This window comes from uncultured Altererythrobacter sp. (assembly GCF_913057185.1).
Taxonomy (GTDB): domain Bacteria; phylum Pseudomonadota; class Alphaproteobacteria; order Sphingomonadales; family Sphingomonadaceae; genus Erythrobacter; species Erythrobacter rubellus.
The window spans coordinates 685,639-708,142 of record NZ_CAJXNK010000001.1; the positions used below are offsets into that span (position 1 = coordinate 685,639).

A 22,504-nucleotide genomic window follows, 5' to 3' on the forward strand; every position below is an offset into this window, starting at 1 on the left:
TTGCAAGCTGCGCAAGCATCGCTCAAAGCTTGAGCCATGAACGGCTCAGGACCTACATCCCAGACATTCATCTCGCAGCGGCTCCGCCTTAATTACGAGGATTGGGGCAATGAAGGCAAACCGCCCCTTGTTCTGGTTCACGGCGGGCGCGACCATGCACGTAGTTGGGATTGGACGGCGCAGGCCTTGCGCGATGACTACCATGTTGTGGCGATGGATCACCGCGGTCATGGCGATAGCGATTGGGTGTCGGATGGCAATTACCGGGCGAACGACATGGTCTATGACCTCGCGCAGTTGATCCATCAACTTGGTGCAGGTCCGGTGACTATCGTCAGCCATTCGATGGGCGGAAACGTTGCCCTTAGGTACGCCGGAGTGTTTCCTGACATGGTGAAGAAGATCGTTGCGATCGAAGGCCTCGGCCCTTCGCCAGAACGACAGGCAGAGATGCGCGCGACGCCATATCCTGAACGTTTTGCGGAATGGATTGGCAAGAAGCGCGCGGCATCGGGCCGCATCCCGCGCAACTATGAAAGTATAGAAGCGGCTTTTGCGCGGATGATTGAGGAAAACAGCTATCTAACCGAGGAACAGGCGCGGCACCTCACGATCCACGGGGTCAATCGCAATGAGGATGGCACGTACAGCTGGAAATTCGATCCGCATCTCAATGTCTGGGGCGTTGAGGACATTGCTGACGAATTCCTTCAGCAGATTTGGGGTGCGATTACTGCGCCTACGCTGCTGCTCTATGGCGCGGACAGCTGGGCTTCGAATCCGGAGAAGGATGGCCGGATCAAATATTTCAACAACGCCGAAGTGATTGAGTTCGAGCAAGCAGGGCACTGGCTGCACCATGACCAGTTCGACCGGTTCATGCAGGTACTTAAGGATTTTCTCTGATGGCAGATTTCACCGACAGTCTGCTCGACAAGCATATCGAAATGATCGGCAAACAGCCGGTCTTCTTTGTAGCGACTGCGGCAGAAGGCGCACGGATCAATTTAAGCCCCAAGGGCTATCACGCGTTTCGGGTGTTGTCGCCGACGCGCGTTGCCTATCTCGATCTTGGCGGATCAGGCAATGAGACGAATGCACATCTGGCCGCTGACGGTCGGATTACCGTGATGTTCTGCAATTTCCAGCAGCCGGCGCTCATCTTGCGAATCTACGGGCGCGGGCGAGCTGTATTACCACAGGACGATGAATGGAGCGGTCTTGCTGCGCATTTCACTTTGATGCCCGGCACGCGCCAGATTTTCGTGATTGACGTTGAAAGCGTCCAGACCAGCTGCGGCTGGGGCGTGCCGTTCATGGAGTTTCAGGATGAGCGACAAACGCTCAAGAAAGCTCATGCCCAGGCTGATCCAGATGAATGGGCGGCCAAGCATTCCTTGCGTATATCGAGTATTGACGGTCTGCCTACCCGTGCCACTGACCGCTACATTGCAGGTGAAACGTAATAGCGCACATGGGGAGTGGATCCCGCGTGGAACTGACATTCGCCAGCTACAACATCCACAAGGCGGTCGGGCTTGATGGACGCCGCGATCCTGACCGGATCATATCAGTCCTGCGCGAAGTCGATGCGGACATCATCGCTCTACAGGAGGCAGATCGACGCTTTGGTGCGCGCGCAAGTGTGTTGCCGCGTGCTCTGCTGGACGATACGCGCTGGCGGCCCTTGCCGGTGGCCAAACGACCGCGAAGCCTTGGATGGCATGGCAATGCTCTTTTGGTCAGGCGGGACATAAAGTGTCTTCATGCAGAACCGCTTGATCTTCCGACACTCGAGCCGCGCGGCGCCGTTCTGGCGGAACTAGACTTGCGGGGGGAGCACATCCGGGTGCTGGGCGCGCATCTGGATCTTTCCGGGCTGCGCAGGCGTGATCAGATCAAGGCAATCCTCAAGCAGTGCACACGTCGCGGGAAGATGCCAACTGTAATCATGGGCGACTTCAATCAATGGGGCCGGTTAACCGGTGCAATGCAGGCCTTCGGGATGGGATGGCAACAGATCACACCTGGTGCGAGCTACCCATCGGCGCGACCTATTGCGCGTTTTGACCGGATTATTGCTACCCCTGATTGGAGCTATGAGACCAGCGGGGTGCATCACAGCGCCACTTCGGCTGCCGCATCAGACCATTTGCCGGTCTGGGCCTCTCTACGAACCGCCTAACATTTCATCGTATGCCTAATAGATAGGCAACTTAAGTCGAGTGCCTAAGGGCATTGTGCCTTCGCATCGGGGCCAAACGGCTGAATCCATGGTTTTCCAGATTCTGGCACGAGAATTGCTGCGTCTGCGAAGTCGGGATGGGCCCGGCAAGCAGTAGGGGGCAAAGATGAAGTTCATCATCGCCGTAATAAAACCGTATAAGCTCGATGAAGTCCGCGAAGCGCTGGGCGCCATCGGGGTCGCTGGCATGACAGTGTCTGAAGTCAAAGGCTTCGGCAGACAAAAGGGCCAGACCGAGATTTATCGTGGAGCCGAGTATTCGACTAATATGCTTCCCAAGGTGAAGCTAGAGATTGCCGCGAGCGACGAAATCGCCGCTCAAGTGGTCGAGACTATTCAGCAAACAGCGAGCACAGATGCCATCGGAGATGGCAAGATCTTCGTGCTCGATCTCGCTTCCGCCACGCGCATCCGTACCGGTGAGACCGGTGACACTGCGCTGTGATCAAGGGGAAAAATAAGATGAATCGTAAAATCCTAACCCTTTCAACGCTTGGGCTTGGCGCACTTGCCATGGCACAGCCGGCTTTCGCCGCGCCTGCGGCTGAAGCAGTGGCGGCAGTTCCAAAGCCCGGCAACAATGCATGGATGATGACATCGACCGTCTTGGTCTTGCTCATGATCCTGCCCGGCCTCGCGCTGTTCTATGGCGGTCTGACGCGGTCAAAGAACATGCTGTCGACAATGACGCAGATCGGCGCGACCGCCGCCTTGGCTATGCTGGTCTGGGTGATGTGGGGCTTCTCGCTTGCATTCGGATCGACGCAAATCGAAGGCTGGCTCGGCAGCTTCTACAGCACGGGTAGCTACTTCCTTGCGGGAATGAGCGCGGAAACAACCGCAGCGACATTCACGGATGAAGTCATCTCTGAGTACGTCTTCGTGAGTTTTCAGATGACTTTTGCAGCCATCACAGCCGCGCTCATCCTGGGCGCCACCGCGGAGCGTATGAAATTCAACGCTGTCATGCTGTTCGTTCCGATCTGGCTGACAATTGTCTATTTCCCGATCGCGCACATGGTGTGGGCCGGTGACGGGCTCTTGTTCGAGAAAGGCGCGCTCGATTTCGCGGGCGGCACAGTGGTGCACATCAATGCCGGTGTCTCAGGTCTCGTTCTTGCTTACCTATTGGGCAAGCGTCGCGGCTACCCGTCAGAGCCAATGCCTCCACACAGCTTGACGCTGACCATGGTGGGCACAGGCCTGCTCTGGGTTGGTTGGTTCGGTTTCAATGCCGGTTCAGCACTCGAAGCTGATGGCTTCGCTGGTCTCGCGATGATCAACACCTTTGTGGCAACCGCAGCCGGTGCGCTAACCTGGATGGTGATCGAGCGCATGGCAGGCCACAAGGGCAGTGCCTTGGGCTTCTGCTCTGGCGTGATCGCTGGCCTGGTTGCTGTAACGCCTGCGGCTGGCAATAGCGGTCCGTTCGGCGCGATTCTGCTCGGCATCGCTTCCTCGGTTGTTTGTTACTTCTTTGTAGCCAAGGTGAAGGCCAAGTTCGGCTATGACGATAGCTTGGACGCATTCGGCATCCATGGCATCGGCGGTATTGTCGGCGCGATCGGGACAGGTCTGGTCTACCAGCCGTTCCTAGGCGGCCCTGGCGACGGCTCGACCGGCCTGGGTGCGCAGCTCTGGATCCAGACTGAGGGCGTTCTCATAACCGTCGCTTGGGCAGGTATCGGTACGCTGATTGCGGCCTATGCTGTCAAACTTCTGATCGGCCTGCGGGTTGATAAAGAAACCGAAGTCGATGGGCTCGATATCTCTGAGCACGGAGAACGTGCTTACAACTGATCAAAAAGTTTGGCGGGGCGGGGAAACCTCTCCTCTCCCTCCTCGACCCGCCTCACCTCGTTCCTCCTGCGAACGAACAAACTGATAAGGGCCGGAGCCAAGCGCTTCGGCCCTTTTTTTGTGTGTTGTATCCCCGCGACAGCGCGCGATTCGCGAGTTGCATCTGAAGCAATAAGCTTGCGCTGGCACGGGTATCTGCAACATCTTAAGAGTATAAAACAAATGGAGAGCTTGTCGGCTGCGGCGGCTGGCCCCGGCGCGCAACCCTCTATGGCGGCAACCATTCAGCTGGCCGCGATCCGCGCTTGCTCGATCCAGCCAGCGAACGTGCCCGGATCAGGGCGATGTACACCCATCCCGATCACACCAGAAAAGGCATAGGGAGGCTTATTCTCGACACAGCAGAAGCCGCCGCGCGGGCAGAAGGGTTCACAGCGATAGAGATGGCCGCCACCATGTCAGGCAAGCCGCTATACAGCGCGTGTGGTTATCAGGTCGAAAGCGAATGGCTTGACGAGAATGGCGCTGTGCCCGTGCCACTTGCGACGATGTGGAAATGCTTGGTCTAGGACGTCGCAGCCTTCACAAAGTCTGCGCACCGCTCGCCGATCATGATGCTTGGCGCATTGGTGTTGCCGCTGACGATCTTGGGCATGATTGAAGCGTCCGCAATCCATAGCCCTTCAACGCCGCGCGCTTTCAATGTTGACTCCACCACCGCGCCTTCGTCCGATCCCATGCGACACGTTCCCACGGGATGATAGACTGTGTCCGCACGGCTGCGGATTAGCTCATCCAGCTCAGCGTCATTGTTGAGGTCGATGGGGTAACGATCGGTTGGTTTGTAGTCGGCGAGCGGCGGCGCATCAACGATCCGGTGCGATAGGCGAACCCCTGCGCGCATCACCGCCATATCGCGTTCATCATCCAGGAAATTGGGATCAATCCGCGGCGCGTCTGCGGCGTTCGGAGAGTTCAGTCTCACCGTGCCGCGGCTCTCAGGCCGCAATACGCAGGCATGGAGCGAGAAACCGTGCCCGTTCACTTTCTCTCGCCCGTGGTCTTCCAGCACAGCAGGAACGAAATGCCATTGCACATCGGGGGCCGGGCTGTCTGGCATGACTTTCCAGAACCCGCCGCTTTCAGCATAGCATGTCGTCATGATCCCGGTGCGCTTGCGGCGATGCTCGATTATCGCTTTTGCCATACGCCATGTACCCGCAAGCGAATTGCCGATCGGATCAGTGGACTGGGTCGCCCAGCCGGATACGTAATCGATATGATCCTGAAGCTCGCTCCCAACTGCCGCTTTGTCGATCACAACATCGATACCATGCTGCTGCAAATGTTCGGCCGGCCCGATTCCAGAGAGCATCAGTATCTGAGGAGAATTGAATGCGCCAGCAGACAGGATCACTCCGCGCCTCGCCTTCACCAATTCGCGTTTACGCCCCCGCTTAATGGCAACACCGGTTACACGGCCGTCTTCGATCACCAGCTTCTCGACCAGTGTGCCGGTACGGATTTCGAGATTGGGCTTGCCGCGCAGTGGCTCAACATAGGCGCGCGCCGCAGACCAGCGTTCGCCGTCCTTTTGCGTGACTTGATAAAGGCCGAAACCTTCCTGGCTATCGTCGTTGAAGTCTGTATTGCGCGGCAATTGCAGCTGCGCCGCGCTCTCAACGAAAGCCGTGCTGGTTGGATTGGGCCATTTCTGGTCAGAAACGGAAAGTGGCCCATCGCCACCGTGATATTCATCACCGCCGCGAATATTGCCTTCGCTACGTTTGAAGTAGGGCAAGACATCCTGATAGGCCCATCCGGCACATCCCATGGCGGCCCAATTGTCATAGTCCCACGCATTGCCGCGGATATAGACCATGGCATTGATTGCTGATGACCCGCCGAGGCCCTTGCCGCGTGGTTGATACCCGATGCGGTCATTCAGGCCCTTTTGCGGCACGGTCTCGTAGCGGTAATTGGCGTTCTTCAAAAGGAAGGGCATCATGCCCGGCGTTTTGACCAGGAAGTTATCATTCTTGCCGCCCGCTTCGATTAGGCAGACGGTCTTGCTGTCGTCTTCGGCAAGCCTGCCGGTAACTGCGCTGCCGGCGCTACCGCCGCCAATTACGATGTAATCGAAGGTATCCATTCTCTCTCCTTTTGCGGGAGAGTGTTAGGCAGGCTCTTGCTCGCCTGCAATCGCGTTTTCAGATGCAACTGAAGTTTTTACGATTTGTCTTTCCTGCCAGCGCGCGCGAATTGTATCGGATGTGTCGCGGCTGCCATCGTGAGACCAGCCGGGCTCACGCAACAGGTATGATAGCTTATGCTTCCAGGGGCTGCGCCACATATCGCTCAGCATGCCGATCCATTCGTGGAACACTGCCCATAACAGATTGAAGCTGCCCAGCTGTTTGATGATCCCATAGCGGATCTTCTCGTCATCGCTTTCAGGCTCGAATGTTCCAAACATCTTGTCCCAGATGATGAAAACGCCGGCATAGTTCCGGTCCAGATAACGCGGATTGGTGGCATGATGGACGCGGTGATGGCTAGGGGTATTCATTACCCCCTCGAACCAGCGCGGCATCCTGTCGATCGCCTCAGTGTGGATCCAGAACTGGTAGATCAGATTGAAGCCGCCACAGATGGCGATCATCAGAGGGTGAAAGCCGAGCAGCACCAGCGGCAATGCGAACAGGAACCCGAAGGTAAACGGCCCGGTCCAAGTTTGCCTGAGCGCGGTCGAGAGATTGTAGTGCTGGCTTGAGTGGTGGTTCACATGTGCGGCCCACATCCAGCGAATGCGATGACCTGCGCGGTGCACCCAGTAATATTTGAGATCGTCGAGCACAAAACACAGCGGCCAGGCCCACCAAACCGCCCACCATTCAGGACCGAAATCAATGAGCCGGTACTCCCACACGCCAAGGAAAAGCAGGAAGAAAAACCCGCCAAACAGCAAGCCGGACACCGTGCTGCCGAGGCCGAATGCGAGGCTGGTCAGCGTGTCACGCGGTTCATAGGCATCCGGCCGGTTGCACCACGCCCAGATCATCTCGATCAGGATAAGCAACACAAAGCCGGGAACGGCATATTCGGTGGGCGAAAAATCAGGCATCGCGTTCGGACCTTACTCCATTGATGCGATCGGCCCAAGACTGCGCGTGATCGATGGTAAGAATTACAAGGCCAAATCGCCGCTCTCCTGAATCGACAACCAGTTGCCCTTTGTCGATCCGGCCTGTTGCGGAATGCGTCAGCAATCGTCCGGCAAGTTTGTTTCCATGCCGCTTGAGGAGCAGGAGGCAGCCGGAGCGGTCACGTAAAATGGCGCCATTTCCATTCGCATCGACAGCAGTCTCGACCGATTCAAAGCCATCAATGGCCTCACTTGCGGCCGCCTGTGCTTCTCTATCGCTTGAAAGCTGAGGAGTGCTGCCCAGTTTCAGCCACCAGGCAAGCCCCGCCACCGCGAGAATTGCGACAAGCGAACCAAGAAATTGCATGAGTTCAGGCGAAACTTTCATTGAATTTGCAATTGGCACGGAGACCGCTTTGCGGCAAGCAGGCAATCGAGAGAGGAAACATCCATGAAGCCATATCTAAGTCTGATTGCCTTTGCAGTTTTGAGCGCCGCTCCGTTGTCCGCACAGCAAGCGGATCCCATTGCGAATGTCGAAGCTGAAGCAGAGCGCACGCATCGTGTCGCGCAACAGCTGTGGGATTGGGCCGAGCTTGGCTATCTGGAAGAACGCTCCAGCGCGCTGATGGTTGAAGAGCTGACTGCAGAAGGCTTCACCATCGAAGGCGGCATTGCCGAAATCCCGACAGCCTTCGTTGCTGAATGGGGCGAAGGCGGCCCGGTGATCGCGATCCTTGCTGAAATGGACGCGCTGCCTGGCATCAATCAGTCGGCTAAGCCGACCCGCGATCCGATTGAAGGAAAGGGCGCAGGCCATGCTTGCGGGCACAATTTGTTCGGCGCTGGATCGCTGACTGCGGCCATAGCGGTAAAGAATTGGCTCGAGGCAACTGGAACTCCCGGCCGAATTCGCCTCTACGGAACCCCCGCGGAAGAGGGCGGATCGGGTAAGGTCTATATGACCCGCGCGGGCATGTTCGACGATGTCGATATCGCGATCCACTGGCATGCGGACGACGAAAACAGTGCTGCTGCCCGGACTAGCCTCGCTAACCGCTCCGCGAAGTTTCGCTTTACCGGTGTTTCTGCGCATGCGGCCGGTGCTCCGGAACGGGGGCGATCCGCGCTGGATGGTGTTGAAGCAATGAACATGATGGCGAACATGATGCACGAGCACATCCCGCAGGATGCTCGGATGCATTACGTTGTAACGGCAGGCGGCAATGCGCCAAACGTCGTCCCTGATTTTGCGGAGAACTTTTACTATGTTCGTCATCCTGAACCACATGGGGTTCAGGAAATCTGGACGCGCCTCGAGGATGCAGCGCGCGGCGCTGCACTAGGCACAGGCACGCAGGTCGAATGGGAGATCATTCACGGCAATAATCCGCTTCTGGTCAATGAAACGCTGGCGAAAGTTATGGACGCCAAGCTTCGCCAAGTCGGCGGGGTTGAGTATTCTGATGAAGAGCGCGCATGGGCTGAAGCGATTCAGGAATCGCTGGGTGACGCTGCCAAACCACTAGAGAGTGCCGCCGAAATAGGGGCCTACAACAAGAGTCTGGGCTATGGCTCTACCGATGTTGGCGACGTGTCCTGGGCCACGCCAACTGTGGGCATACGCACGGCCACTTGGGTGCCGGGAACAAGCGCGCATAGCTGGCAAGCGGTTGCCGCAAGCGGGCACTCGATCGGCTATAAGGGGACTATGGTGGCGGCCAAAGCCATGACGCTAATGGCGGTTGAGCTTTATACCAATTCCGACCTGCGGGCGGCCGCGAGAGCAGAATTCGATCGCTCACGTGGGCCGGACTATCAATACAAGTCCCTACTTGGAGATCGCGCACCGCCCTTGGACTATCGCAAGTAAGGGTAAAGACTGGGCCTCAGCTTTTGGACTGTGCGGACAGCGCGTCCATCGCCGCTCTAACCGGCGATACGTCATAACCTGCTTGGCGGGCAGTGGCCGCAATCGCGTCAATGTCCTCGCCCGCGCGCGCTTGTGCGAGCGACCAAAGCAAAGTCGAGCGAGTTCCGCTGCGGCAATAGGCAAGAACCTTTCCATTCGCATTGCCAATGGCCTGCTGCATAGCTTCGACTTGAGGCTCGCCAAAGCCGGCGCTGCCGATCGGAATCGCCAGATAGTCCAGCCCCGCCTTCCGTGCAGCCGCTTCAATCTCCGGGCCTTGCGGTTCACCGGGAGACTCGCCATCTGGCCGGTTGTTGATGATCAGTGACACGCCTTGACCGGCTGCTTCGACAACGTCGGCTGGCCCGATCTGCGGGCTGGCTAGCATGGTTGGCGACAAAACGCGGAAATCGCTCATGACTCTCTCTTCTTGAATTCTCATGTCGGCGCAGGATGGTTCCTCGCGCCATTTGCGGTACACCAGCAAGGAATTTTCGAACACGCTACAATGCGAAAATGTCACATTTGCGCGCCTATGCTGGTACTCGCACTAAAATATTCGCACAAATGATCTTTGTGCGCTATGTTTCATATCAGTGAGGTGGGGTTCAGCAAAATCGCTGTGCTGCCTACTGCGTCGACAAAGCTGTCCGTCCACAGCGTTTGCGCGAGGTTTTTCGGGCGGAGTTACAAGGTACGAAGTAGGTTATGGGTTACGATAGAGGGCGCCGCCGCGGACGGGACAAGCGCGACGGGTTCGGTGAAGATAGCTTCGATCCATTTGGCGGCGGCGGTGATTCTTTTCCCCCACGCGACAATTTTGGTCAGCAAGATCGGTTTGGCGGCGGTGGCCGCCGGTTTGGCGATGATCGCGGCTCTGGCGGCGGTGATCGATTCGGCGGCGGACGCGGCCCAGGCGGCGGCGGTGGCGGTGGCGGTTTCAGCCGTATGCCCGCCCAGGTTGTCGGCACCGGCAAGGGAACTGTGAAGTTCTTTAATAGTCAAAAAGGCTTTGGCTTCATTCAGCAGGAAACTGGCGGCGAAGATATCTTCGTGCATATCAGCGCTGTCGAGCGTGCTGGGCTAGAAGGTCTCGCGGAAGGTCAGGAGCTCGAATTCAATCTGGTCGATCGTGGCGGCAAGGTGTCCGCGCAAGATCTTCAGGTTGTTGGTGATGTGATTGCGGTTGAGCAGAAAACTGTGGCTCCGCAACGCGAACTAACTGGTGAGAAAGCTACTGGAACGGTCAAGTTTTTCAACTCGATGAAGGGCTTTGGCTTCCTGACTCGTGACGATGGTCAGCCAGATGCATTTGTACACATCAGTGCGGTAGAGCGTTCTGGCCTACAGGAAATCAATGAAGGTGAGCGTTTCGAGTTTGATCTCGAAGTTGATCGACGAGGCAAGCACTCTGCGGTCAATCTCGTTCCCGTCCAGGATTGATACGCGCTGACGGCGGCATGTTTGACCGCTGACCAGCACATGATTAGATGACGTGGAGATGGCGGTCCGATGGGCCGCCATTTCTCTTTCTAGAGCGCGCATATAAATTGAGGGTTTTGCGATGTCGATCACACCATTGATGCCTGTCTATCCCCGTTGCGGCGTACGTCCTGTACGCGGCGAGCATTGTCACCTCATCGATGAGGACGGCACTCGCTATCTCGATTTTGCCAGCGGGATTGCCGTGAACCTGCTTGGTCATTCACATGAGGGGCTGATCTCCGCTATTCAGAAACAGGCCGCCACATTAATGCATGTGTCGAACCTATATGGCAGCCCGCAAGGGGAGAAGCTGGCTCAACAGCTTGTCGACAAAACCTTCGCTGATACAGTTTTCTTCACTAATTCAGGCGCCGAGGCAGTTGAAACCGCAATCAAGACCGCGCGCGCCTATCATCAGCACGAGGACGATAGCACTCGCTTTGAGTTGATCACATTTGCCAACGCGTTTCATGGCCGCACGATGGCGACGATCAGCGCATCGAACCAGGAAAAGATGCACCACGGTTTCTCGCCGCTTCTTGCAGGCTTCAAATATGCCGAGTTTGATAATCTGGAGTCGGCCAAGGCGCTGATGGGACCAAACACAGCTGGTTTTCTGGTTGAACCTATTCAGGGCGAAGGCGGTATTCGCCCTGCATCCGACGAGTTCATGAAAGGCCTGCGTGCGCTCGCAGACGAGCATGATCTGATGCTGGTTCTGGACGAAGTGCAATGCGGCGTAGCGCGCACCGGTACTCTTTATGCCTATGAACAATACGGCATTGTGCCTGACATTGTGGCAACGGCGAAAGGTATAGGCGGCGGTTTCCCACTTGGCGCATGCTTGGCGACTGAGAAGGCTGCGCGCGGAATGACCTTCGGTACGCATGGCTCGACCTATGGTGGCAACGCTCTCGCGATGGCGGCTGGATCAGCCGTGATGGAGGCCGTAGCTAACGACGAATTTCTTGGCGAAGTGCGCGAGAAGGGTGAGCGCCTGCGCAGCCGGCTCGAACAGTTTATCGGCAACTATCCTGAGCTCTTCGAGCTCGTCCGTGGCAAGGGGCTGATGCTGGGCATGAAGATGAAGGTCGAAAGCCGTCCGTTCTTTGTGCATTTGCGTGACAATCATCAGCTTCTGACCGTTGCTGCGGGCGACAACACATTGCGTGTGTTGCCTCCCTTGGTCGTCGGCGACGCCGAGATCGAGGAGTTCTTCGAGAAGCTGTCGGCTGGCGCAGCCAGCTACGAAAATCCGTAGGGCTGCTGATGCCGGAACCACTCGATCTTGCGCCTGAGGTGCGCAGCTTTCTCGATCTGTCCGATGCTGGAGGCGATGCAATCGCGGCGATGATTGCAGATGCAATCGATCGCAAAGCAGCGCGTCTAGGCTGGCCGAAGGGTAGGCCTGACGAAGATCAACCATTGGCAGGTCATGTCCTGGGTATGGTTTTTGAAAAGAATTCGACACGCACGCGCGTCAGCTTTGACATCGCGATGCGGCAATTGGGGGGCTCGTCATTGATCCTCGATTCCGCTTCAAGTCAGCTTGGGCGCGGAGAATCGATTGCGGATACCGCGCGCGTGCTGAGCCGTATGGTTGACGTCATCATGATGCGGACAGACGATCATGCCAAGGTCGAAGAGATGGCACATTATGCGCATGTGCCGGTCATTAACGGTCTGACCGATCGCTCTCACCCCTGCCAGATCGTGGCCGACCTCCTTACGATAATCGAGCATGGCAAGACACTGCCCGGCCTTGAATTGGCGTGGTTTGGCGATGGCAACAATGTGCTTCATTCGATACTGGAAGCTGCCGGATTGATGAAGTTCAATGTGCGCGTGGCAACACCAGCCGGCTATCAGCCGGAAAGTGAGTTCGTGGACCTGGTAAAGGCAGGCGGTAGCAAGGTCATGCTAACTCAGGATGCCGCGCTTGCGGCAACTGGTGCTGACATCATTGTCACCGACACCTGGGTTTCGATGGGTCAGGATCACGCGCATAACAAGCTTGCCGCGATGGCGCCCTATCAGGTCAATGAGGCATTGATGGCAATGGCGAAGGACGATGCGAAATTCCTGCACTGTCTGCCGGCGCATGTCGATGAAGAGGTCAGCAAGGCTGTGTTCGAAAGCGATCAGTCAGTTGTATTCGATGAGGCTGAGAACCGAATCCATGCGCAGAAATCGATATTGCGCTGGTGCTTTGGTCAGCTTTAGGAATGCAGAGGAAGCGGGCTTTCAATTGATCCGATAGGCCCCATATTGTCGCCAATGACCAAGCACGTCGAAACCTATCAGGACCAATTGCTGAATTTTAGCATCCCTGCACGTGATGCGCGCGGGAGAATTGCGCGTCTGGATGATGTGGTTGCAGGAGTGCTAAGCGCGCACGACTATCCAGCTCCTGTGAAGCACTTGTTGGCTGAGGCGTTATTGCTGGGCGCATTGATGGGCGGGCTCCAGAAGGAAGAGGGCGCACAGCTCACCTTGCAGGCGCAGACTCAGACCGGCCCGGTTCGACTGCTTGTGGCTGACTTCAAGGAAGGTGCCCTTCGCGGTTATGCCGATTTTGATCGCGCTGCATTGGGCGACGTTGGCGCAAACCCCTCACTGATGCGCCTATTCCGCAGCGGCTATCTTGCGATCACTTTCGAAACGGGGAAGGGTCAGCGGTATCAGGGGATTGTCCCCCTCGAAGGCGCGTCGTTGGCAGAAGCCTGCGAGCACTACTTCTTGCAATCAGAGCAGATACCAACTCTTGTGCGGCTGGGCATTCGCTTTCACAAAGGGCAGTGCGTCGCTGGGGGAATGTTGCTCCAGCATTTGCCGCAAGGCGAAGTAGGGCGCCAACGGCTCGACGCGCAGGTTGACCACCCCGACTGGGAGCATATCGAAGCGCTGGGCGGCAGTCTTAGCCACGCAGAGTTGGTGGATCCAAAGCTTTCGATGGAAGCTCTGATTTGGCGGCTATTTCACGAAGAAGAGAAAATTCTCGTCGAAAAAGGCGCAGCTCTGTCAAAGGGCTGCCGTTGCACTGTCGAGCATTATGATGAGGTTGTGTCGCGTTTCCCCGAAGGTGAGCGGGATGCGATGCGAAACGGGCAAGGGCACATCGTGGTCGATTGTGCATTCTGCTCACGAGACTTCGTACTGAACCTATAATTTCAGTCTGTCGATGTTCAGCAACGGTTTATCGCATGCAAGCTACCCCTTTTTTGTGTAATTCCTGCCTGCAAGGCGATAAGGAAAAGATGAAGAAACTGACCAACGCATTGATAGTGACTGTTAGCAGCGCTGCCGGATTGTTTGCGCTCGCAATGGTGGTGCCTGGATCTGCGCAAACGTCAGCGCTCGCGATGATGTCTGGACTAAACAAGGGCGAATGGACAATAACGTTTCGGGATGGAACTCCTAGCCGCCAGATCTGCGTTCGGGATGGAACTGAGTTTATCCAGCTCCAGCATACGGTTCAAACCTGCAGCCGTTTTGTCATTGAGGACAATGCAACAGAAGTAACTGTGCAATACACGTGCCGTGGCAACGGATATGGGCGCACAACGATACGACGCGAGACCGGTGCCTTGGTTCAGATCGATACGCAAGGCATTGTGGATGGGCGTCCGTTTGATTTGAGTGCAGAGGCGCGTCGCACAGGTAGCTGCTGAGGCCAATTCTTTCGATAGGAATCCCGTTGCAAGCAGGGCTAAATCTTCTAAGTCGGCCGCATGGCAGATATCCAACAACCTAAACAATCACCTGCTGTCGTTCTGCTTTCCGGCGGACTGGATTCTATGGTCACTGCTGCCCTTGCTATTGAACAAGGTTTCACGGTGCACGCAGTTACGATCGATTACGGGCAGCGGCACAGGCGAGAGCTTGCAGCCGCCTCCGCCATTGCCGAGAAACTTGGCGTTGAACGCCACCTTCGACTTGAGCTCGACATGCGCTCTATCGGAGGCTCGGCTCTCACTGATGAAATCGATGTCCCGAAGTCTGGAGTGGGGGGCGCCATCCCTGTTACATATGTGCCCGCTCGCAACCTTGTGTTTCTATCACTCTGTGTCGCGGCAGCCGAAGCTGCTGGTTCGACCGACGTATTTATCGGCGTGAATGCGCTCGACTATTCGGGGTATCCCGATTGCCGACCAGAATTCATTGCAAGCTTTATGAAAACCGCTCAGCTTGGAACAAAGTCAGGTGTGGAGGGCGGGGCTTTCACTGTGCACGCGCCGCTGCAACACATGACCAAGGCAGATATCGCGCGCGAGTGTGATCGACTGGGTCTCGACCCGTCGATGAGTTGGTCTTGCTATGATCCTGGTGAAGCAGGCCAAGCGTGCGGACTTTGCGATTCTTGTCGCCTGCGAAAAAAGGGCTTTGCCGAGGCCAGACTAGTCGATAGCACCCCCTACGTGGCCTGATCCCTACTGGAAGAGAAGCAGACAATATGGGCGAACCCGCGGCGCAAGCCGAGAAGTCGATCGATACTGAGCAAGCCGTTCCTGCCTATAGCTGGTATGCGCTTAGCGTTTTGGTTCTACTCTATGTTCTGAACTTCATTGACCGGCAGATTCTTTCGATTCTTGCCAATGATATCAAGGCCGATCTGGGCGTCGACGACGCATATCTTGGATTTCTATACGGAACGGCTTTCGCGATCTTTTATGCGCTTTTCGGCATTCCACTGGGGAAGCTTGCCGATAGCTGGAAGCGTATTCGGCTCATTACGCTTGGACTGACATTATGGTCCGCAATGACAGCGGCATCCGGGTTTGCGCGTGATGCCGCACAGCTAACGGTTGCGCGTATTGGTGTTGGAGTGGGTGAAGCCACGGCCAGCCCTTCGGCTTATTCGCTCATCTCGGATTGGTTTCCGGCGAGGCTGCGGGCAACCGCGCTCGCAATTTATAGCTCTGGACTATATATTGGCGGCGGTGTCTCGCTGGCCATTGGCGGCGTCATTGTTGACCGCTGGAACGCGGCCTATCCCGGCGGAGATCCTTGGTTTGGCCTGGCTGGTTGGCAGGCCGCTTTCATAGCGGTCGGGGTACCCGGCCTGCTGCTGGCAGTCTGGGTGGCGACGCTGCGCGAACCTGTTCGCGGTGCGATCGACGGGCTGCCAACGCCCGAAGATCCCAAGCCGTTTCAGGGCTTCGTCCGTGAGCTTTACACCGTCATCCCGCCGTTTACTTTCGTAGGTGCGGCATCGCGGGGGGCTGCTGCCCTGGGACTGAATATTCTTGTGTTCGCCGCATCTTTTGTGATTGCACATCTCATCACAGTGGCATTGGCCTCTGGCAATGGCGTCATTGTTGAAGCGCTCGGAGGGCTCCTGGCGCTCAGTTTACCAGCGATCACCGATCAATGGTTTCTTTTGGCTATCGGATATTACTCAGTTTTCTGCTGGGCAACGGCGCTTAAGCACCGTGACTATCCCACGTTTGCGCTGACATGGGGATCACCAGCATTTCTATGTACCATTCTCGGGTACGGCACGGTGGCGTTCATGGCATACTCTGCATCCTATTGGGGAGCTCCCTATGCCGAGCGCGTATTCGATGTTTCCAAGGCCGAGCTTGGGTTCTGGCTAGGCGGTGGCGGCGCAGCTGGCGGTTTCTTGGGAGTGATCCTTGGCGGCCGGATGGCAGATTTTCTCTACACCCGCATGTCCTCGGGGCGTGTTTGGGTAATATTGTTCGGACTGCTTTCCCCGATCCCGTTTGCGATCATTCAGTATACGACAGATAGTTTTACGCTTTTCCTGATACTCAATGTTGTTGTCGGAGCGCTGGCAGCGTCAGCATTGGGAGCGGCTGCAGCTAGCAGCCAGGCTCTTGTCCTGCCGCGCATGCGAGGGACTGCTACAGCGACCTTCTTCCTCGCAACTACCTTGGTTGGGTTGGCGTTGGGGCCCTATATGGCTGGCTATGTCTCTGCGCAAAACGATGGGGACCTAAGCACAGGTGTGTTGTCGACCCTGTGGATTACACCTATCGGATTAGTGCTTCTGCTTTCGGCACTGAAGCTCGTTCCCAAGGCAAATGAAACTGTTCTCCAGCGTGCGATTGCGGCCGGTGAGCCAACCTCGGCTTAATTGGCTGGTTTGACTACTCCGCACGCGATCCTTGGACCGGCAGCGCCGGCTGGGTCGCTGATATAGTCGTCCGGACCAGCGTGGATCATCACTGCTGTTCCGTCCGCGTCAAATATTTCCTGGATGAGATGGTCAGGGTCGTCGGAGAATGTGAAGGTGAGTGTGGCTTGGCCATTATCGTCCGTGGTAATGTTGGGCATGTCCCCAAGGTGCTGACCATCCGGATTTAGGCTGCCGTGCGCCCGCTCGAAAGGATTCAAGTGGCCTCCAGCGCTTGTGAAGTCTGGTGCATCGCAGGCCCCAGTTGAATGTAGATGAAGCGCGCGCTCGCCGGCTTCAAACCCGTTGACCTTGACCGAAATCGAGATGGCGCCCTTCGCGCGGATGATCTCGGCTGTGCCGATCTCCGTCCCGCTCGCTGTAGCTATCAATGCAGAGCCAATTACCGCGGGAGCCGATCCCATCTCGCCTTTGTCTTTCGAAGAGCAGGCGCAAAGCGCTGTGGGCAAGGTAGCAAGTGCAAGTATTATAGAGCGCAAAGCCAGTGTCTCCAGTAAAAACAAAAAGGGCCGGATTTCTCCGGCCCTTTTCTATCAATTCACCTGAAGAGGCAACTTACATACCGGAACCCGGGCCGTAGGTTACTTCAACACGGCGGTTCTGAAGCTCACGAACGCCATCTTCAGTGGCTACACGTGGCTGCGATTCGCCGAAGGCTTCACTGCCGATACGATCATCAGGAATTCCGCGACCATTCAGATAGTCACGAACTGATGAGTTACGACGTTCAGCAAGACCCATATTGTAGGTCGTCGTGCCTGAACGGTCGGTGTGACCTGCAAGCATTACGCTGGCCGTGCCGCAATCTGCGTACGCCGTTACCGCGTTGTCCAGCACTGTCGCAGCTTCTGGCGTAATATCCGACTCGTCCCAGTTAAAGAAGACGATGTACGGGCCAGTGTTGCACACCGGAGCCGGTGGAGGCGGCGGTGGAGGCGGTGGAGGCGGTGGCGGTGGTGGCGGTGGCGGTGGCGGTGGAGGCGGAGGTGGCGGTGGAGCCGGCTCTTCACCAAAATTGTAGGTCAATGTGCCAAGCAACGAGTGCGTTGACACATCGGTCTCAAGGCCGGTGCCATCACGTGCCACGATATTGATGCCAGGTGCGTTGAAATAGCGATATTTCAAACCAACGTCCCAACGATCAGTCAACGGTGCGCGCGCACCTGCAAGCAGCTGCCATGCAATGCCGGTGTCGGAATCATCGTAAAGCCCCGTAGCACCACCTTGAGCAATCAACCCGTTTTCAAGCTGGGAACGTGCGATACCGAAGCCGCCACCGAAGAAGCCTTGGAGGCCGTCATCTTTACCGAAATCGAAAAGGCCATTCAGCATAAAGCTCAAGAAATTGCCTTCGCCATTGGCGGCGACTTCTGTGATACCGAAATTGATCGCCTCAAGGTTAGCCTGCTTATATGCGACTTCAGTTTCGAGGCGGAAGGCCCCAAAATCGTGGCCAACTACAGCGCCAAAATCACTACCTTCATTGTGATCGACCGAAATATCGGCTCCGTCCACAGATGCACTATCAACAATCATCGCGCCAGCATCGACACCAATGTACCATTGGCCCTCTTTAGCTAGCGCAGGTGAGGCGAGAGCAGTTGATGCCAACGCCAATCCCATTGCGAGTTTACGCATAGGTATAGTCCCTTTCAGTTAACCGAATTAATTAATTGACTGGGTTTTTATCCGTTCGCGCGCCATGAAGCAAGCGGACATTGCCGCTTAACTGTTGCAATTTCGTCGCTACGTTGATCAACGCGTGCCTGGACGCCGGAGCGAAACTTCTCGACGTGCTGAATACACGAAGATAGACAATCTTCTCCCGTGCGAAGACCGCGCTCACTTGCTAATCGTGTATATTTGAGAGATTGCCCCGCTTCCTAACGTAAATTCTCAGTAGTCCCTTGAAGGTGTGGCTCCGAAATGATGCATTTGCTGCGCGGTCTTTATGACTGGACAATGGATAAGGCTGCTCATCCATATGCCGCATGGTGGCTGGCCTTTTTCTGTTTCATAGAATCGAGCTTTTTCCCGATACCGCCGCATCCATTGCTTGGCCTGATGTGCCTTGCCGAACCGAAAAAAGCGATTCGGCTGGCACTGGTTGCGACGCTCGCTTCGGTTGCGGGCGCGCTGCTCGGATATGCAATTGGCTGGGGTCTTTACGATACCGTTGGTGCCTGGCTCATCGGCGCGCTAGGCCTGACGGAAAGTTTCCCCGTCGCCGCTTGTTATCTGCGCGAATACGATTGGGAAGCCATAGTCATAGCAGGCGCGACCCCTATACCGTTCAAGCTCCTGACGATCACCGCTGGCTTCATCGGGATGAACCTGATCACATTTGTTCTGGCAAGCCTCGCGGCGCGCGCGCTCATCTTCATGACGGTCGGTTTCTTGTTCCGACTGTTTGGCGCTCCGATAAAGGCAATCATCGACAAATATCTCGGTACTGTCACAACGCTCTTCGTCGTTTTGGTGGTTGGCGGATTTTTGATCCTGACACAATTCTCAAGCAGTGATGAAGCCGTTGCGGATAAATGCGAGAACGCCACACTGGTTCAGGTGAACTGAAGCTAGGTCAGTGATGCGAGATCGAGCGTAGCTTTGTCCAGCACTTCGATCTGCCCATAGCGCCTGGCAATGGCGCCAGCTGCCTCCAGCTCCTTGAGCGCGGCGTTGATCGTAACGCGCGTCAGGCCAAGCAATTCGCCCAGCTCTTGCTGCGTCAGGCGGACTTTGGCAGGCAAAGGGGATGCTCCGGCCAGCGCATCCAGCAGCCCTGCAACGCGGGCGTGGGCTGTGCCCCGACGGATCCCCGCCATCACGTCAATCATGTCCTGAAACTGAACGGACATTGCGCCAAGCAGCATCCGCATTTCTTCCGCCCTGCCTGCAATTGCTGCCTCGAAATCTGCGCTACTAATGAAACGAACTTCGCAAGGGCCACGCGCGATTGCGTCGACAACACGTGGACGGTTCGCGAACATGGCCAGCTCACCCCAGGAATCCCCGGGGCCAAGTACCGCCACGGCACGAAATTCGCCCTTGGAGAGGAACTGCCCAATCGAAACTGAGCCACTTGCGATGAGGTAGAAGCCATGCGCTGTCTCACCGCGCTGCTGGATGATCTGGTCTTCCGAATATTGTTTTGCCAGCGCGCTGGAGATCAGCTGCCCACGCAGTTCTGCTGACAACGCAGAGAACAACATCGGCGCAACAAGAGAGCGCGCAGAAGAATGTAAAATATCTGACATTCTGGCAGTGGACTACGCTGTATAGGGTCGACTATCAAGCGGAGAGAATCATGCCAACATCAACGATTGCTGTCCTTGGAATCTTCCTCGGTTTCGCTGTGCTCGAACTATGGCGCACCAAGCTATTCGCTAAGGGCGGACAGACCCGCGATGACGGGATTGTTGAAGGCATCAGCATGACGATGCTGCTCGCGGTCACTCAGCCTGGCATCGTTTTCCTGTCAGCGGCGATCATGAGCGTAGTGGCGCCCAGTCTTGAGGGTGCGCTTTCAGACATCAACATCTTCGCGGCGACTGCCTTGTTCTTGGTGCTTGAAGACATGACGCAATACTGGTGGCACCGCGCCAGCCACACTTTTCCGTGGCTCTACAATCTGCACCGCGCGCACCACAATGCGAAGTATATGAGCGTGCGCCTCGTCTATCGGAACAACATCATATACTACATGTTGATGCCCGGTCTGTGGACCGCAGGCGCCTTGCTCTACATGGGGCTGGGATGGGTCTATGCCGGTTATCTGGTGGTCAAAATGGCTGTCATCATCGGTGCACACTCAGACGTCGCTTGGGACAAACCGCTGTACCAGATCAAATGGCTTTCACCGGTCATGTGGGTGGTAGAACGGACCATCTCAACGCCTTCTACGCACCATGCGCACCACGGCCGCCATGCGGATGATCCGGCGGTCAACTACAAAGGCAATTACGGCAATTTGCTGTTCTTCTGGGATGTCCTGTTCGGCACAGCCAAAATCACACGCTCGTATCCGGAAAGCTACGGCGTAGAGAACCTCGCGCCTGCGACGCTGGGCCAGCAGCTGCTGTGGCCAATCTTTCCGGAGAACAAGGAAGCTGATCCAGGGGTTAGGAAGAAGGTGGCGGCTAAAGTCACCTGAAAAAGGGCTGGCGGCCGGGAAGGAGAGGACCTAGCGGCCGCCTGATCTAACCCAAAGAGGTTAGATTATTCCTTTAGCCTTACCTGCGCGTTCGAACATTCCGAGTATCGTGGCGACTTCTTCTTCGCTGTGCTCCGCGCATAGCGAGCAGCGCAGCAAAGTCATGTTTGCGGGCGTCGCAGGTGGCCGCGCAAGGTTCACATAAAGCCCCTCTTTGAGCAAGGCTTCCCACATCATCGCGCCTTGTTGGAGATCGGGCATGATCACCGCAATGATTGCGCTTTGCGGCTCCTCCGTTCCAAGCTCAAAGCCTAGATCCTTCAGCCCGCGATGCAGTTTCTTGGAATTTTCCCAGAGATGCGCGCGCTTGTTCGAACCATGCATGAGCTTGCGGATAGACGTAGCCGCCGTGGCCACAACGCTGGGCGGCAGCGAAGCCGTGAACACGTAAGGACGGCATACGAGCCGCATTACTTCAAATTTGGGATGGTTGGAGACGCAGAACCCGCCGACTGTTCCGACGCTCTTAGAAAAGGTGCCGATGATGAAATCGACATCATCCATAATGCCTGCTTGCTCGGCCACGCCACGGCCATTCTCTCCGATGAAGCCCATGGAATGCGCTTCGTCGACTAGAACCATGGCGCCATATTTCTTGGCGATAGCGACCATCTCCTTAAGCGGCGCCACGTCGCCCAGCATCGAATAGACGCCCTCGAGAACCACCAGTTTGCCGGCATCCTCGGGAATACGGCGAAGGCGCTTTTCCATCGCTTCGATGTCGTTATGCCGGAATGGCACGATTTCCGCATTGCCCATGGCGCAGCCATCATAGATGCTGGCGTGGCTATCGATATCGAGCACTACATAATCGCCCTTGCCGGCAATCGTGGCGATGATGCCGAGGTTGGCCTGATACCCAGTTGAGAACACCATGGCATGATCCATGCCGTAGAATTCCTTCAGCGCGTCCTCGCATTCCTTATGGCCCTGATACGTGCCATTGAGAACTCGGCTGCCGGTAGTGCCGGTACCAAAATTTTCCAGTGCGTCCTTGCCGGCTTCAATCACATCGGGATCGAAAGTCATGCCCATGTAATTGTATGTGCCGAGAAGGATCGTGTCGCGTCCGTTGCAAATCGCGCGGGTCGGTGAGAGCACCTTTTCCATCACGAGATTGTAGGGATCCTCAACGCCGGTCGCGAGAAGCCCCTCGCGCATCGTGATAAGCTCGTCGAATTTGGAGAATAGGTCTTTGGGCGCAGTGTCGCTCATGGGTCCGCTCTTACAAGTCCTGAAGTTTGGTAACGGCATCAATCAACTGCCCGAAATTCTCGATTTCGGCCTGCTGGTTCATGCTGATGATGATATCGAAAGCGTCTTCGATCTCTGCCACGAAATCCATGACAGTCAGACTGTCAAACTCCAGATCATTGGCAAACGTCGTCTCGTCAGCAATCTCGACACCTTTCTTGTTGAAAGGTTCAATCAACGAGCGGATCTTCGTATCGACTTCAGCGCGGTCCATTAGGATAAATAACCTTCCTTCGATGCATTCTCGCGCAGAGTATTCCGTGCGAGGTGGGGAAAGTTCAGTCCTTACC

24 protein-coding genes and 1 pseudogene are annotated in these 22,504 nt (G+C 56.3%); 16 read left to right on the forward strand and 9 right to left on the reverse strand.

Going from position 1 to position 22,504, the window contains the following annotated elements:
- The first annotated feature begins 36 nt into the window (after positions 1–36).
- The 6 genes and pseudogenes from QZ487_RS03415 to QZ487_RS03440 all read left to right on the forward strand — a co-directional run.
- Positions 37–906, forward strand: coding sequence for an alpha/beta hydrolase (locus QZ487_RS03415; RefSeq protein ID WP_296023322.1), 870 nt, complete (start codon positions 37–39; stop codon positions 904–906).
- On the forward strand, positions 906–1,466 hold the full coding sequence (locus tag QZ487_RS03420; protein WP_285976388.1) for a pyridoxamine 5'-phosphate oxidase family protein: 561 nt from the start codon (positions 906–908) through the stop codon (positions 1,464–1,466). Before QZ487_RS03415 ends, QZ487_RS03420 begins: the two co-directional genes overlap by 1 nt.
- A gap of 26 nt (positions 1,467–1,492) precedes the next feature.
- Positions 1,493–2,185, forward strand: a complete 693-nt coding sequence (locus QZ487_RS03425) for an endonuclease/exonuclease/phosphatase family protein (protein ID WP_296023323.1) — start codon at positions 1,493–1,495, stop codon at positions 2,183–2,185.
- A gap of 166 nt (positions 2,186–2,351) precedes the next feature.
- The gene (locus QZ487_RS03430) at positions 2,352–2,690 is read left to right on the forward strand and encodes a P-II family nitrogen regulator (RefSeq protein ID WP_285976390.1); all 339 of its coding nucleotides are present in this window, start codon (positions 2,352–2,354) and stop codon (positions 2,688–2,690) included.
- A gap of 17 nt (positions 2,691–2,707) precedes the next feature.
- A complete protein-coding gene (locus QZ487_RS03435; protein WP_285976391.1) occupies positions 2,708–4,045 on the forward strand; it encodes an ammonium transporter in 1,338 nt (445 codons plus the stop codon).
- Between the two features lie 227 nt (positions 4,046–4,272).
- Positions 4,273–4,614, forward strand: a pseudogene (locus tag QZ487_RS03440) (GNAT family N-acetyltransferase); the annotation flags it as partial.
- On the opposite strand, the gene QZ487_RS03445 reads toward QZ487_RS03440, so the two are convergent.
- From QZ487_RS03445 to QZ487_RS03455, 3 genes are read right to left on the reverse strand one after another with little or no spacing between them, the layout of a single operon-like run.
- Positions 4,611–6,197 (reverse strand): GMC family oxidoreductase, encoded by a 1,587-nt coding sequence (locus QZ487_RS03445; protein ID WP_296023325.1) that lies wholly within the window; start codon positions 6,195–6,197, stop codon positions 4,611–4,613. The pseudogene QZ487_RS03440 and the gene QZ487_RS03445 sit on opposite strands and share 4 nt — an antisense overlap.
- 24 nt (positions 6,198–6,221) lie before the next feature.
- On the reverse strand, positions 6,222–7,169 hold the full coding sequence (locus QZ487_RS03450; RefSeq protein ID WP_285976393.1) for a sterol desaturase family protein: 948 nt from the start codon (positions 7,167–7,169) through the stop codon (positions 6,222–6,224).
- A complete protein-coding gene (locus QZ487_RS03455; RefSeq protein WP_285976394.1) occupies positions 7,162–7,578 on the reverse strand; it encodes a hypothetical protein in 417 nt (138 codons plus the stop codon). The genes QZ487_RS03450 and QZ487_RS03455 overlap by 8 nt, the downstream gene beginning before the upstream one ends.
- Before the next feature lie 63 nt (positions 7,579–7,641).
- Between QZ487_RS03455 and QZ487_RS03460 the strand changes: the two genes are divergently transcribed.
- Positions 7,642–9,063: an amidohydrolase gene (locus tag QZ487_RS03460; protein ID WP_285976395.1), complete on the forward strand. Its 1,422-nt coding sequence runs from the start codon at positions 7,642–7,644 to the stop codon at positions 9,061–9,063.
- A gap of 16 nt (positions 9,064–9,079) precedes the next feature.
- On the opposite strand, the gene QZ487_RS03465 is transcribed toward QZ487_RS03460, so the two are convergent.
- On the reverse strand, positions 9,080–9,520 hold the full coding sequence (locus tag QZ487_RS03465) for a TIGR01244 family sulfur transferase (RefSeq protein WP_285976396.1): 441 nt from the start codon (positions 9,518–9,520) through the stop codon (positions 9,080–9,082).
- Positions 9,521–9,810: 290 nt separating this feature from the next.
- Here QZ487_RS03465 and QZ487_RS03470 point away from each other — a divergent pair, with 290 nt between their 5' ends.
- The 7 genes from QZ487_RS03470 to QZ487_RS03500 all read left to right on the forward strand — a co-directional run bounded on the left by QZ487_RS03470 (position 9,811) and on the right by QZ487_RS03500 (position 16,687).
- Positions 9,811–10,545 carry a cold-shock protein gene (locus tag QZ487_RS03470; RefSeq protein WP_296023327.1) on the forward strand — a complete coding sequence of 245 codons (735 nt, stop codon included), beginning with the start codon at positions 9,811–9,813 and terminating at the stop codon, positions 10,543–10,545.
- 121 nt (positions 10,546–10,666) lie between these two features.
- On the forward strand, positions 10,667–11,848 hold the full coding sequence (locus tag QZ487_RS03475; RefSeq protein ID WP_285976398.1) for an aspartate aminotransferase family protein: 1,182 nt from the start codon (positions 10,667–10,669) through the stop codon (positions 11,846–11,848).
- 8 nt (positions 11,849–11,856) lie between these two features.
- Positions 11,857–12,810 (forward strand): ornithine carbamoyltransferase, encoded by a 954-nt coding sequence (gene argF / locus QZ487_RS03480; protein ID WP_296023328.1) that lies wholly within the window; start codon positions 11,857–11,859, stop codon positions 12,808–12,810.
- A 54-nt stretch (positions 12,811–12,864) separates the two neighbouring features.
- Positions 12,865–13,755 carry an Hsp33 family molecular chaperone HslO gene (locus tag QZ487_RS03485; protein WP_285976400.1) on the forward strand — a complete coding sequence of 297 codons (891 nt, stop codon included), beginning with the start codon at positions 12,865–12,867 and terminating at the stop codon, positions 13,753–13,755.
- Positions 13,756–13,844: 89 nt separating this feature from the next.
- On the forward strand, positions 13,845–14,258 hold the full coding sequence (locus tag QZ487_RS03490) for a hypothetical protein (protein WP_296023329.1): 414 nt from the start codon (positions 13,845–13,847) through the stop codon (positions 14,256–14,258).
- Between the two features lie 60 nt (positions 14,259–14,318).
- Positions 14,319–15,014, forward strand: a complete 696-nt coding sequence (gene queC, locus QZ487_RS03495; protein ID WP_285976401.1) for a 7-cyano-7-deazaguanine synthase QueC — start codon at positions 14,319–14,321, stop codon at positions 15,012–15,014.
- Positions 15,015–15,040: 26 nt separating this feature from the next.
- Positions 15,041–16,687: an MFS transporter gene (locus QZ487_RS03500; protein ID WP_296023331.1), complete on the forward strand. Its 1,647-nt coding sequence runs from the start codon at positions 15,041–15,043 to the stop codon at positions 16,685–16,687.
- On the opposite strand, the gene QZ487_RS03505 is transcribed toward QZ487_RS03500, so the two are convergent.
- Together QZ487_RS03505 and QZ487_RS03510 are read right to left on the reverse strand one after the other, a co-directional pair.
- Positions 16,684–17,151: a superoxide dismutase family protein gene (locus QZ487_RS03505; RefSeq protein ID WP_296023332.1), complete on the reverse strand. Its 468-nt coding sequence runs from the start codon at positions 17,149–17,151 to the stop codon at positions 16,684–16,686. The genes QZ487_RS03500 and QZ487_RS03505 overlap by 4 nt on opposite strands.
- 151 nt (positions 17,152–17,302) lie before the next feature.
- Entirely contained in the window at positions 17,303–18,385 is a 1,083-nt protein-coding gene (locus QZ487_RS03510) for an OmpA family protein (RefSeq protein ID WP_296023333.1), read from the reverse strand.
- Between the two features lie 291 nt (positions 18,386–18,676).
- Between QZ487_RS03510 and QZ487_RS03515 the strand changes: the two genes are divergently transcribed.
- The gene (locus QZ487_RS03515; protein ID WP_296024105.1) at positions 18,677–19,321 is read left to right on the forward strand and encodes a YqaA family protein; all 645 of its coding nucleotides are present in this window, start codon (positions 18,677–18,679) and stop codon (positions 19,319–19,321) included.
- Positions 19,322–19,323: 2 nt separating this feature from the next.
- Here QZ487_RS03515 and QZ487_RS03520 read toward each other — a convergent pair whose 3' ends face one another.
- A complete protein-coding gene (locus QZ487_RS03520) occupies positions 19,324–20,004 on the reverse strand; it encodes a Crp/Fnr family transcriptional regulator (RefSeq protein WP_285976405.1) in 681 nt (226 codons plus the stop codon).
- Positions 20,005–20,054: 50 nt separating this feature from the next.
- On the opposite strand from QZ487_RS03520, the gene QZ487_RS03525 reads away from it, so the two are divergent.
- Positions 20,055–20,900, forward strand: coding sequence for a sterol desaturase family protein (locus QZ487_RS03525; protein ID WP_296023335.1), 846 nt, complete (start codon positions 20,055–20,057; stop codon positions 20,898–20,900).
- Positions 20,901–20,960: 60 nt separating this feature from the next.
- On the opposite strand, the gene QZ487_RS03530 is transcribed toward QZ487_RS03525, so the two are convergent.
- Positions 20,961–22,175: an aminotransferase class I/II-fold pyridoxal phosphate-dependent enzyme gene (locus tag QZ487_RS03530; RefSeq protein WP_296023336.1), complete on the reverse strand. Its 1,215-nt coding sequence runs from the start codon at positions 22,173–22,175 to the stop codon at positions 20,961–20,963.
- 10 nt (positions 22,176–22,185) lie between these two features.
- Complete coding sequence (locus QZ487_RS03535; RefSeq protein ID WP_296023338.1) at positions 22,186–22,428, reverse strand: acyl carrier protein; 243 nt, start codon at positions 22,426–22,428, stop codon at positions 22,186–22,188.
- Between the last annotated feature and the right edge of the window lie 76 nt (positions 22,429–22,504).